Here is a 12,447-nt window from a genome sequence, read left to right on the forward strand (position 1 = left end):
CGAAAGGGGCAAGAGCCCTTGGTTACTTGGGGCTTTTCCAAGTGACCCGCCGTAAGGGCGGAACCCTAAGCCGCCGTGACCGCAGAAACGGATATGTACACAAAAAAGAAAAGACAGGTCGGCCGCCTCGCTCTTGATCCACCGCCCCCTCGCTACGCATGTGTGTACCTGGAAACACCGAGTTAAGTGAACAGCATTACGTTACCTGGCTGCATTCTTGCAACATCGGGATTGAACCTCTTTATCGAGGGGTTCAATCCTGCGTGCCTACCCGGTGAACAGGTTTTATCCAATAACAAGACCTGACCAAGGAGGCCTCGTGATCGACGGGCAACCGCTCGCCTGTTTTCAACCCTTCATCGATACCGCCACCGGCCGTATCGCTGGCGTCGAGGCACTGGGAAGATTGCGCCAGACCGACGGTCAACTGGCCTCGGTGGGGCCGCTGTTCGCCGACCCGCGAACGCCCGCCATCGCGCTGCGTCGTCTGGATCGCCAGATCCGCGATAACGCGCTGAGCCGCCTGCATGAAGCGCCCTCGGACTGGTTTCTGAGCCTGAACATATCGCCACGCTGGATCAACCGCTTGCGACAGGGCCAGGCGCTACCGAGCCTCAAGCAATTGAGCAGGCACAACGTCGACCCGAAACGCATTGTCTTCGAGATCACCGAACTGGGGGGCGATATTCAGCGCCTGGCCGACGTCGTGGCGCGCTACCGACAGGCCGGCGCGAGGATCGCCATCGATGATTTCGGGGCCGGATACTCTCAGCTTGATCGCGTACTCGCGCTGCAACCGGACATTCTCAAACTCGACATGCGCTTGTTCCATGCCGCTGCGCTAGGTGGACCGAGCAGCGACGTGGTCAAGGCTCTGGCGCAAATGGCGGAGAAAACCGGTTGCTGGATCATCGCCGAAGGGGTGGAAACCGAGGCTCAACTGAGTTTTGCTCTGGAGTGCGGTTCGCGCTACGTTCAGGGCTTTCTGTTCGCCCGGGCACAAGCCGGTTTCTTTGCCGCGGACGCCTTTGTCGAGCGCTTCGCGCAACTGCGTCAGCGCTATGTTCAGCAGAAGCTGGCTGAGCGCGGCCGCCTGATGATCATGCGCCAGCAACTCAGCGAGCTGATGACCCTCCTGCAAGCATGGGCTCAGGCCCGCGCGCCGCTCAGCGCCTTGCCACAACTGGATGCATTTCCCTGGCTGCTGCGTTTCTATCAATGCGACCGCCACGGCACGCAGATGACGCCCAACCTTGAATGGCGCAACAACGGTTGGGAGGCCGACAATCGCTACCTGGGCCACAACTGGTCGTGGCGTCCCTACTTCTATCACCTGCTGGCAGAGGGTTGGGATGAGCGCAGGTTGACGCTCTCCAATACTTACCGCGATGCCACCAGCAACCAGTACTGCCTCACCGCCGGGCAATTTTTCGACCACGGCGAGCGACTGCTGCTCATCGATATCGACGCCGCCGGGCTGTAGTTCCGCTTGCAGGTCCGGACGCGAACCCGGAAGCTTAAGCAATCAAACACCTGACGGAGAGAACCCGCCTTGGATTGGCAAACCCTGCTTACCCGCGAACGCCTCGGAAAGCCTCTGCACAGCCCGGAAGAACTCGGCCGCAGCCCTTTCCACAAAGACCACGACCGGATCATTTTCTCGGGCGCGTTTCGCCGCCTCGGGCGTAAGACCCAGGTCCATCCGGTCACCAGCAACGATCATATCCACACGCGCCTGACCCACTCGCTGGAAGTCAGCTGCGTCGGCCGTTCGCTGGGCATGCGCGTTGGCGAAACCATCCGCAGCGCCCTGCCTGACTGGTGCGAGCCCAGCGACCTGGGCATGGTGGTGCAATCGGCTTGCCTGGCCCATGACATCGGCAATCCGCCCTTCGGCCATTCCGGCGAAGACGCGATTCGCCACTGGTTCCAGCAAGCCGCCGGCCGTGGCTGGCTGGATGCAATGAGCGAAGTCGAACGTAATGACTTCCTCAATTTCGAAGGCAATGCCCAAGGCTTCCGGGTACTCACCCAGCTGGAATATCACCAGTTCGACGGCGGCACCCGGCTGACCTACGCCACGCTGGGTACTTATCTGAAGTACCCATGGACGGCAAAACACGCGGACTCACTGGGCTACAAGAAACACAAGTTCGGCTGCTATCAGAGCGAATTGCCGCTTCTGGAACAAATCGCCCATAAACTCGGCCTGCCACAACTCGAGGAACAGCGTTGGGCGCGCCATCCGCTGGTGTATCTGATGGAGGCTGCCGATGACATCTGCTACGCGCTGATCGATCTGGAAGACGGTCTGGAAATGGAGTTGCTGGAGTACGCCGAAGTCGAGTCCCTGTTGCTGGACCTTGTGGGTGACGATCTGCCGGAAACCTATCGCCAGCTCGGTCCACTGGATTCGCGCCGGCGCAAACTGGCGATCCTGCGAGGCAAAGCCATTGAACACCTGACCAACGCAGCAGCACGGGCCTTTGTCGAACAACAGGACGCGTTGCTGGCCGGCACGCTGCCCGGTGATCTGGTGGAGCACATGCACGGCCCTGCCAAGCGTTGCGTCCTGAATGCGAAGGACATGGCGCGGAAAAAAATCTTCCAGGACAAGCGCAAGACTCTGCATGAAATCGGCGCCTACACCACGCTGGAAATCCTGCTCAATGCCTTCTGCGGCGCGGCACTGGAACAGCACAACGGTCGAACGCCGTCCTTCAAGAGTCGCCGAGTCCTCGACCTGTTGGGTAACAATGCGCCCGATCCTCACGGCCCATTGCACGCCTCGTTTCTACGGATGATTGATTTCATCGCCGGCATGACTGACAGCTATGCCAGCGAAATGGCGCTGGAGATGACCGGTCGTTCGAGCCACTGATGAGACCTGGGTGATCAGCCATTACGCCGCCTGCAATGGTTGATTTACCTCTCAAACCCCAAGTGCACTCAACGTTCACCGAATTCCCCTACAACATGCGCGGAGCTAACTGATCGATTATTCGGTAACTTCGCGAAATAATCTCGCTTCCTTCAGTTCGACAGAAGAAGCGTGAATACTCCTATGTTCAAAGACGATCTGCGCATCTTGCTGGTGGAAGATCACCCCTTCCAACTCCGGGCGACTCAATATCTGCTTGAGAGTTACGGTTTCACCCAACTGACCACCACCGACAGTGCCGACGGCGCCTTGCAACAAATGCTCAAGGCTGTGCAACCATTTGATATTCTTTTGTGCGATCAATGTCTGCCCGACCTCTCCGGTCTTGATCTGGTCGAATTCGCCAGCCACCGAGGGATGATTAGACAGGCCATACTGTTAAGTAGCCTGACATCCGCCGAACTGGATGAACTTGAAAAAAAGGCCAACGAACACGGACTGCCATTACTGGGATACTTGATCAAACCGTTGAAACAATCCGAATTTAGAAACTTGTTGACCTTGGCCTCATTGTAAAAAATCGCACACCAAACGCACTAAAAGCTCAGACAAAACACCACTCACAACTTACAATTAAATACTTCCAACCTCTCGACTAACTATCAACAACCTTTACCCTTCTTCATAAAAAACCTAGTTGATACGTAGTCCTATTCTTCTTCAGCTGTAGGATTGTTCCTATATTGCCGCTGCAGGTCCGTCAGCTCATGCGTCGCCTCAACTATCTGAGCTAAGGTGCGCGCTTTATTAGAGCGCGTATGGGATTTGATTATGAACTCCGTTTTTATTGTCGACGATCACCCGGTCATCCGCCTTGCCGTCAGAATGTTGCTTGAACATGAAGGTTACAAAGTCGTCGGTGAAACTGATAATGGGGTCGACGCCATGCAGATGGTTCGCGAATGCATGCCTGACCTGGTCATTCTCGACATCAGTATTCCAAAACTGGATGGGCTGGAAGTTCTCGCCCGTTTCAACGCAATGAGTACCCGCCTGAAAACGTTGGTGTTAACAGCACAATGCCCAACACTTTTCGGTATTCGTTGCATGCAATCCGGCGCATCGGGATATGTGTGCAAACAGGAAGAACTGAGTGAACTGGTCAGTGCTATAAAAGCCGTATTGTCAGGTTACAACTATTTCCCAAGCCAGGCTTTGAATCCTGTTCGCTGTGATGACGCGCGTTTTGCCGACCTGGAACTGTTCAAGTCAGTCAACGACCGAGAACTGATGGTATTGCAACTCTTTGCCCAAGGCCGCACCAACAAGGAGATTGCCAAAGGCATGTTTCTGAGCAACAAGACTGTCAGCACTTATAAAAAACGCCTCATGCAGAAACTCAAAGCCAAATCCCTGGTTGAACTCATCGATATGGCAAAACGTAACGCGTTAGTGTGAGAGACAGGATGCCCAGTCGCATAAAGGATTATCTGACACTCATGGCCGCAGGTTTATGCCTGAACACCTCAGTGGCCGCTGCGCAGACCGTCAGCGAGCACTACACCCTGATGAGTCGCTCGATGGCCGGACACCAGGAAGTCCAACTGGATAAATCACAACGACAATGGATAGACAATAAACGGGAACTGATCCTTGGCACTTCAGCCCCGGACTACCCCCCTTTCGACCTGACCCTCAGTGGTCACGACTACGAAGGCTTTACCGCCGATTACGCAGGTATCCTTGGCAAAACCACCGGTTTGCCCATCAAGGTTCTGCGCTTTGCGTCCCGGGAAGCTGCGATCGAGGCACTCGAAAACGGCGAGATCGATTTGCTGGGTACCGCCAATGGATTCGAAGCTCACAACGCTGACATCGTACTTTCCACCCCCTACGCCGTAGACCAGCCGGTTCTGGTGACACGCGAAGGTGAAACCAGATCCCTGACCGATGGCCTGGCTAGTCTACGGCTGAGCATGGTGTATCACTATTTGCCGCTGGAGGAGGTCAAGGCCATGTATCCGGGGGCGATCATCACGTCCTTTCCGTCCTACCAGAATGCGATCAATGCCGTTGCCTTCGACCAGGCTGATGTTTTTCTGGGTGACACCATTTCTACCCATTACATGATCAACAAGGGGTATCTGAACAACATCCGCATGGCCAACTTCGGCAAACACGAAGCCCACGGTTTCAGCTTTGCCGTGCACAAGGACAACCCGCAACTGCTCGGGATCATCAACGCAATGCTCATGGCCATCCCCACCAGCGAACGAGACAACATTGCCAAACGCTGGAGTGCCGGCAGTGACATGCTGCTCACCGATCAAAAACTGCAGCTCACCCACAACGAAGAACGCTGGCTGGCGCAACACCCGGTAGTGCGTGTGGTGGTCAATGAGGCTTTTGCGCCGCTGACGTTTTTCGACAGTGATGGCAACTTTCGTGGGGTTACCGCGGACTTGCTCGAGCTGATCAGATTGCGCACCGGTTTGCGCTTCGACGTCCATCGCAGCCGCAGTGATGACGAGATGATCGAGCAGATCAGGGACAATAAGGCCGACTTGATCGCCGCCCTGCTCCCCAGCACCCAACGTGAAACGACGCTGAACTTCACCCGCCCCTATTTGCAAAACTCCTTTGTCCTGTTGACTCGCAAAGCCGCTGACAGCCCGACAAGCCTTGCGCAGTTGCAGGACAAACGCCTGGCAATCGCCCAAGGCAATCCCCTGGTGGACTACCTTCGCAGCGAGTTCCCGCGGATCAGGCTGATTGAAACCCCGGACGCGTTCAGCGCCGTGGAGTTGCTGGCCGAGGGCAAGGCAGAAGGTGCGGTGAATTCACTGGTGATTGCCAACTACTTCATCTCATCGCAGCTCTTCGAGCAAACACTTCAAATCAGTACCACCATCGGTACCCGACAGGCCGCGTTTTCCCTGGCCACAGGCCGGGAAGCCAAAGAACTGAACACCATCCTCAACAAGGCGCTGCTGAGTATTGCACCGGAAGAACTGGGCATCATCAACAGCCGCTGGCGCGGCTATTCGGCGTCCTCGCAAAGTACCTGGCGCAACTATCACCGAGTGTTCTACCAAATCGTTATCGGTGCCGGGGTGCTGCTGCTGATGTCCGTTGCCTGGAACGCTTACATGCGTCGCCAGATAAAGCAGCGTCAGGCAGCCGAGCGTGCATTGAACGATCAATTCGAATTCATGCGCTCACTGGTCAACGGGACGCCTCATCCCATCTACGTGCGCGATCGCCAGGGACTGCTGCAAAGCTGCAACGACAGTTACCTGGAAGCCTTCTGCGCAAAACGTGAAGACGTCATCGGCAAAGGCGTCATGCAAGCCAACATGAGCAACGCGTTCGAAGCCCGGGAATATCAGGCCGATTACCAGCGCGTCGTGGCCGAGGGCATACCGCTGATCCTCGATCGCGCGCTGCACATCGGCGACCGCCGACTGACGATTTACCACTGGATTCTTCCCTACCGTGATTCGAGCGGTGAAGTACAAGGCATCATTGGCGGCTGGATCGACATCAGCGAACGGCGGCAACTGTTCGATGATCTGCGCTATGCCAAAGAGCGTGCCGATGAAGCCAACCGAGCCAAAACCACATTTCTGGCGACCATGAGCCATGAGATCCGCACCCCGATGAATGCGGTCATTGGCATGCTCGAACTGACGCTGAAGCGCATCGATCATGAGCACCCGGATCGCCCGGCCATCGATGTGGCGTACAACTCGGCGAAGGACCTGCTGGAGCTGATCGGGGACATCCTCGACATTGCACGGATTGAATCCGGACGACTGAGTCTGAGTCCTGAACGGGTCAATCCAAGTGAAATCGTGGCCTCGGTGGTGCGGGTCTTCGATGGACTGGCGCGCCAGAAAAATCTCCGGCTGCTGCTGGAATTCCGCCCTGCCAATCCGGGGTTTGATGTCCTGTTGGACCCGATGCGCTTCAAGCAGGTGCTGTCCAACCTGGTGAGCAACGCCATCAAGTTTACGGAGCACGGCCAAATCAGGATCATCGTCGACCTGCAGCCGACCGCCGAGCCTGAGCGGGTCCGGATGCTGTTGCAGGTTCACGACAGCGGCATAGGGATCAGTGAACAGGATCAGCGGCGGCTGTTCGAACCTTTCGCCCAGGCCGATCACTCCGGGCAGTCACCCAGAGGCGGTGCGGGGCTTGGACTGGTGATCAGCCGCAGCCTGTGCGAAATGATGGGCGGCAGCCTGCAATTGAGCAGCCAGCCGGGTGTCGGCACTCAAGTCGAGGTGTCGTTGCACCTGGCAACACTGCCACTCGAGCAGAAGCCAGAGACTGTTGAAGCGCAAATCCACACCACGATGCCCCCCTTGAATGTTTTGGTGGTCGACGATCACCCCGCCAATCGCTTGCTCATGTGCCAGCAACTGGAGTTTCTGGGTCACCGATTCAGCGTCGCACCGGATGGCCAGGCAGGACTTCAGGCATGGGAATCCGAGCCGTTCGATCTGGTGATTGTCGATTGCAACATGCCGATCATGAACGGATACGAACTGGCCCGCGCCATTCGCCGACGTGAACAAAAAACGCATCGCCCACGCTGTACCGTGCTGGGTTTTACCGCCAATGCACAACCGGAAGAAATACAACGCTGCAAACAAGCCGGGATGGACGATTGCCTGTTCAAGCCCCTTACCCTGACAGCCTTGAGTCAGTGGGTTGAAGGTATCAGGCCAACCGTCCGCGATCCGGCATTCAGCCTGCAAGGACTGCGTCTTTTGACCGGCGGAGATCCGGTATTGGACCAGCGACTGTTGACCGAACTGTTGAACAGCAACCGTCTGGACCGACAGGAACTGCTGGCGCTGTCCCCCTCCAAAGAACCTCAGCCATTTCTCGACGTCGCCCACAAAATCAAGGGCGCCGCCCGAATCGTCCAGGCTTCCCGGGTGATCGACAGTTGCGAGGCGCTGGAAAAGGCCTGCCATGAAGTGTTTCATCAAGACGAAGTGGCCGATTGCAGCAAGGCTATAGAGCGCGCCATGCTCGACCTGGAGCAAGCATTGCAGCAACAGATCGGCCAAAACGACAAAAGCACAATGACAGAGCCTTAACTATGCTTGGACGCTGAGCAGTGTGTTCACCATCATGGAGAGACCCGCAATGCCCAGCCCACTGCGCCCGGATCAACGGCGGTTTCCCCTGCACGTCCATATCAGTGTGATGTTCACTTTCCTGCTGTTGCTGACTGGCGTGGTGCTGGGCCTTTTCAACTACCAGCAAACCACGCAGATCATTCTTTCCAGCAGTGAAAAGCTCTTCAACCGCATCGAGCAGGACGTCCGTCTCGACCTGCATGCCACTTATGAACCGATTCGCCATCTGCTGACCCTGCTGGCGGAATACCCGGCGACCCAGGCACCTGACCTTGCGCAACGCCTGGCGCTGCTCAAACCCTTCAGCCAGTCGCTCAAGGACAACCCCGACCTGGCCTCGTTGTATCTGGGCTATGGCAACGGTGATTTCTTCATGGTTCGGCCCTTGCGAACCCCCGATCTGAAAACGCTCCTCAAGGCACCGGACACTGCGGCTTATCAGGTGTGGAGCATTGAGCGAACAGGCAACAGCGGTCAGGTCCGCTCCCAATCATTGTTTTTCGATCAGGATCTGGCCCTCATCAGCCGCCAGGACAACCCCGACGAAACCTACGATCCGCGAACCCGCGCCTGGTATGCCAGCGCCCGCAGCGACAGCGATCAGATCACTACCGAACCCTACATCTTTTTCTCCACCCACAATGTCGGCACTACCCTGGCCCGGCGCAGCGGCGAACAGGCCATCATGGGTGCCGACCTGACCCTGGCGGAACTCTCCGCAACCTTGGCCAAACATGTCGTGACTCCCAATACCGACATTGTGCTGTTCGATGCTGAAGGGAATGCCATCGCGTATCCCGACAGCAGCAAACTGATCATCGACGATCAGACTGCCCGCCTGATCAAAGCCGCCGACCTGAGCCCCGGTCTCGGCGCGTTGCTCAACAATCCCCCCGCAGGTAATCGCCTGGATGTCGCCGGTCGTCAATGGATCGTTGCCCGCAGCAGCATGCAGGAGGGCGGCCCCCAGGGACTGCAACTGGCGCTGCTGGTGCCGGAAGATGAGCTACTCGTCGATGCCTACCGTATGCGCTGGCAAGGTGCGTTGATTACCCTGGCCACGCTGTTGCTGTGCCTGCCGCTGGGCTGGCTGACCTCGCGAGTTCTGGTTAAACCCCTGCGAGCGCTGGTACGGGAGGCCGATGCGGTTCGCAGTTTCGACTTCAACTTTCCGGCCTCACGTCGCTCTCCCGTGCTCGAAGTCGATCAACTGAGCGTGTCGATGACGCGTATGAAAGACACCCTGGCGAGTTTTTTCCAGATCACCGACAGCCTGAGCGCCGAGACTCGCTTCGCCCCCTTGCTGGAACGGGTGTTGTTTGAAACCGTGAAAATCGCCCAGGCCCAGGCCGGTCTGATCTACCTGCGCGAAAGTGATGGCGATCGCATGGAGCCCCATGGTCTGGTCGTCAACGGCACCTCACGGGCATTGCCGTCATTTGATCTTCGAGGACACGAACTCCAGGCTCCGCAAAGCCCTGCATGGCTACAACAACTGTCGAATGCCGACAACGTCGTCACCACACTTGGTTTTGAACAGGCCGGGGATTTGCAGAAGGTGTTGCATGCGCTGGAATGTCCCCGCGTTCATCTGATCGGCATTCGGCTGCACAATCGTCATAACGAAACCGTGGGCCTGCTGGTCCTGCTGTTGGCCGATACCGGCAACCAGAGCGATCTGGAAAAACTTCGCCCGGACCGCATCGCGTTCCTCCAGGCCGTGTCCGGCGCGGCCGCTGTGAGTATCGAAAGTCAACGTCTGCAAGCCAAACAAAAACAACTGCTGGATTCCTTCATTCAACTGCTGGCGGGTGCAATTGACGCCAAAAGCCCCTACACCGGCGGTCACTGCCAGCGAGTGCCAGCGCTGACCCTGATGCTCGCCCAAGCCGCCGCTGCCAGCCAGGACCCGGCCTTCAGTGGCTATCAACCCACCGAAGATGAATGGGAAGCGCTGCACATCGCCGCCTGGCTGCACGATTGCGGCAAGGTCACCACCCCGGAATACGTGGTCGATAAAGCCACGAAGCTGGAAACCCTTAACGACCGTATTCACGAAATCCGCACCCGCTTCGAAGTGCTCAAGCGCGATGCCTGGATCAGCTATTGGCAAGCCATGGCCCTGGGCGGTGACGAGCAGCGCCTGGCCGAACGGCGCAATGCCACGCTGGCGGAGCTGGACGATGATTTCGCGTTCATTGCCCGCTGCAACCTGGGTAGCGAGGCGATGGCCGAACCCGACCTGCAACGCCTGCGCAGCATCGCCCAACGCACCTGGACCCGAACCCTGGATGACCGGCTGGGCGTTTCCTGGGAAGAGAACCGGCGTCAGGCGCGAACCCCGGCACCGACACTGCCGGTCAGCGAGCCATTGCTGGCGGACAAACCCGAGCACCTGTTGGAACGACCCGAAGCCGAACTGATTCCGGAGGATAATCCGTGGGGGTTCAAGCTCGATGTGCCGCGCTACAAGTACAACCGGGGCGAGCTCTACAACCTGAGTGTTGCCCGAGGCACCCTGACCCGCGAGGAGCGTTACATCATCAATCACCACATGGTGCAGACGATTCTGATGCTCAGCCACCTGCCCTTCCCCGGCCACCTTACCAATGTCGCGGAGATCGCCGGCGGCCACCACGAGAAAATGGACGGCACCGGGTATCCCAAACAGTTGAAGCGCGAAGAAATGAGCCTGCCAGCGCGGATGATGGCGATTGCCGATATTTTCGAAGCACTGACCGCCGCCGATCGCCCCTACAAGAAAGCCAAGTCCTTGAGCGAAGCGCTGGGCATCATGGCCACCATGTGCCGGGATGCCCACATCGATCCTGAGTTGTTCGGGCTGTTCATCGACGCGCAAATCTACTTGCAGTACGCCGATCGATTCCTCGATCCCCAACAGATCGATGCGGTGGACCCGGCAAGCCTGCTGGTCAAGGCAGGCCTGGCATGATCAGCAGTCGGTCAGGCGCAGGAAAATCGCCGCCAATTGCTCGATACCGGCCTGATCTTCAGCGGTAAAACGCGCCAGTTTCGGGCTATCGAGGTCCAGCACGCCGATCAGGCGACCGTCCTTGACCAGTGGCACCACCAGCTCGCTGTTCGACGCGCTGTCGCAAGCAATGTGTCCGGGGAACGCGTGCACGTCCTCGACCAACTGGGTCTGCAAGGTGGCCGCCGCCGCTCCGCACACGCCCCGGCCGAACGGAATCCGCACGCAGGCGATCTGCCCTTGAAACGGGCCAAGCACCAGTTCTTCATTGCGATTGAGGTAGAACCCGGCCCAGTTCAGGTCATCGAGCTGGTTGTACAGGAACGCAGAAAACTGCGCGGCGTTGGCAATGAAATCCCGCTCGTCCGCGAGCAGTGACTCCAATTGCGCCCACAGCATGCCGTAGCCTTCGAGGCCCTGGCCGCTCTTCTGTAAATCGATCATGCCTTGTGCTCCAACAGCTTCAGCCCGACCCAATAGCGGGCAAATTGATACGCGCAACGTCCGTTGCGATTGCCCCGGCCCGTGGCCCAGCGCACCGCGAGGATGTCCAGTGCTTCGTCTCGCTGCCACTTAAGGCCCGCCTTGTCGGCCAGTTGACCGATCCAGTGTTCGACGACGTTGAGGAAGTGTTCCTGGGTAAACGGATAGAACGACAGCCACAATCCAAAACGGTCCGACAGTGCAATTTTGTCTTCCACCGCCTCGCTGGGATGGAGTTCGCCGTCAACGCGTTTCCAGTTTTCGTTATCGCTTTCCTTTTCCGGCACCAGATGGCGACGGTTGGACGTGGCGTACAGCAAAACGTTATCCGGCGCCTGTTCGAGAGAGCCGTCGAGCACGCTTTTGAGCACGCGATAATCGCCCTCACCCGACTCGAATGACAGGTCATCGCAGAACAGCACGAAACGCTGGGGCAGCTTGGCGATCTGTTCGACCACGCGCGGCAAATCCGCCAGGTGATCGCGTTCGATCTCGATCAGCCGCAATCCGGCCTTGGCGTGTTCGGCCAGCAAGGCACGAATCAGCGACGATTTACCGGTGCCGCGCGAGCCCCAGAGCAACGCGTGGTTGGCCGGCATGCCATCGAGGAACTGTTGGGTATTTCGCCCCAGTTGCTCCAGTTGCCGGTCGACACCGATCAGGTCGGACAAACGCATGTCGAGGCTGACTTCCAGCGGCAACAGGAACCCGCTACGCCCCTCGCGTTGCCAGCGTGCGGCAAGGCAATGATTCCAGTCGATAGCTTGCCGAGGGGTGGGCAGCAACGGTTCGATACGGGCCAAAACGGCATCGGCGCGTTCAAGAAAAGCATTTAATCGGGAATCCACGTCTTCTCCTCGGGCACGTTCACAGTAATGATGGCGATACAGCGACAATACACAGCGGGCGGTGTCCGGTTCATCCCTTTGCACAAGGGC

General features: G+C 57.9%; 8 protein-coding genes. 6 read left to right on the forward strand and 2 right to left on the reverse strand.

Annotated elements, in window-relative coordinates:
- Positions 1 to 319: 319 nt before the first annotated feature.
- The 6 genes from ASC74_RS16245 to ASC74_RS16270 all read left to right on the forward strand — a co-directional run bounded on the left by ASC74_RS16245 (position 320) and on the right by ASC74_RS16270 (position 10,987).
- Positions 320 to 1,483 (forward strand): EAL domain-containing protein, encoded by a 1,164-nt coding sequence (locus ASC74_RS16245; RefSeq protein ID WP_056742435.1) that lies wholly within the window; start codon positions 320 to 322, stop codon positions 1,481 to 1,483.
- 69 nt (positions 1,484 to 1,552) lie between these two features.
- Positions 1,553 to 2,881, forward strand: coding sequence for a deoxyguanosinetriphosphate triphosphohydrolase (locus ASC74_RS16250; protein WP_056742437.1), 1,329 nt, complete (start codon positions 1,553 to 1,555; stop codon positions 2,879 to 2,881).
- Positions 2,882 to 3,064: 183 nt separating this feature from the next.
- Positions 3,065 to 3,457 (forward strand): response regulator, encoded by a 393-nt coding sequence (locus ASC74_RS16255; protein WP_056742438.1) that lies wholly within the window; start codon positions 3,065 to 3,067, stop codon positions 3,455 to 3,457.
- Between the two features lie 255 nt (positions 3,458 to 3,712).
- The gene (locus ASC74_RS16260; RefSeq protein WP_033059130.1) at positions 3,713 to 4,339 is read left to right on the forward strand and encodes a response regulator transcription factor; all 627 of its coding nucleotides are present in this window, start codon (positions 3,713 to 3,715) and stop codon (positions 4,337 to 4,339) included.
- An 8-nt stretch (positions 4,340 to 4,347) separates the two neighbouring features.
- Positions 4,348 to 7,992 (forward strand): transporter substrate-binding domain-containing protein, encoded by a 3,645-nt coding sequence (locus ASC74_RS16265; protein ID WP_056742440.1) that lies wholly within the window; start codon positions 4,348 to 4,350, stop codon positions 7,990 to 7,992.
- 49 nt (positions 7,993 to 8,041) lie between these two features.
- On the forward strand, positions 8,042 to 10,987 hold the full coding sequence (locus ASC74_RS16270) for an HD domain-containing phosphohydrolase (protein WP_056742443.1): 2,946 nt from the start codon (positions 8,042 to 8,044) through the stop codon (positions 10,985 to 10,987).
- Here the strand turns inward: ASC74_RS16270 and ASC74_RS16275 are convergent, their stop codons facing one another.
- Both ASC74_RS16275 and ASC74_RS16280 read right to left on the reverse strand, forming a co-directional pair.
- The gene (locus tag ASC74_RS16275) at positions 10,988 to 11,470 is read right to left on the reverse strand and encodes a GAF domain-containing protein (protein ID WP_046054403.1); all 483 of its coding nucleotides are present in this window, start codon (positions 11,468 to 11,470) and stop codon (positions 10,988 to 10,990) included. It abuts the gene before it with no gap.
- Positions 11,467 to 12,357, reverse strand: a complete 891-nt coding sequence (locus ASC74_RS16280; RefSeq protein WP_056742445.1) for an ATP-binding protein — start codon at positions 12,355 to 12,357, stop codon at positions 11,467 to 11,469. Before ASC74_RS16280 ends, ASC74_RS16275 begins: the two co-directional genes overlap by 4 nt.
- Positions 12,358 to 12,447: the final 90 nt, after the last annotated feature.

This window comes from Pseudomonas sp. Root329 (assembly GCF_001424925.1).
GTDB lineage: Bacteria > Pseudomonadota > Gammaproteobacteria > Pseudomonadales > Pseudomonadaceae > Aquipseudomonas > Aquipseudomonas arabinosi.

Coding starts and splice junctions, on each gene's coding strand:
- ASC74_RS16275 (WP_046054403.1), bottom strand. CDS start 11,470: ATGATCGATTTACAGAAGAGCGGCCAGGGCCTCGAAGGCTACGGCATG.
- ASC74_RS16265 (WP_056742440.1), top strand. CDS start 4,348: ATGCCCAGTCGCATAAAGGATTATCTGACACTCATGGCCGCAGGTTTA.
- ASC74_RS16255 (WP_056742438.1), top strand. CDS start 3,065: ATGTTCAAAGACGATCTGCGCATCTTGCTGGTGGAAGATCACCCCTTC.
- ASC74_RS16260 (WP_033059130.1), top strand. CDS start 3,713: ATGAACTCCGTTTTTATTGTCGACGATCACCCGGTCATCCGCCTTGCC.
- ASC74_RS16270 (WP_056742443.1), top strand. CDS start 8,042: ATGCCCAGCCCACTGCGCCCGGATCAACGGCGGTTTCCCCTGCACGTC.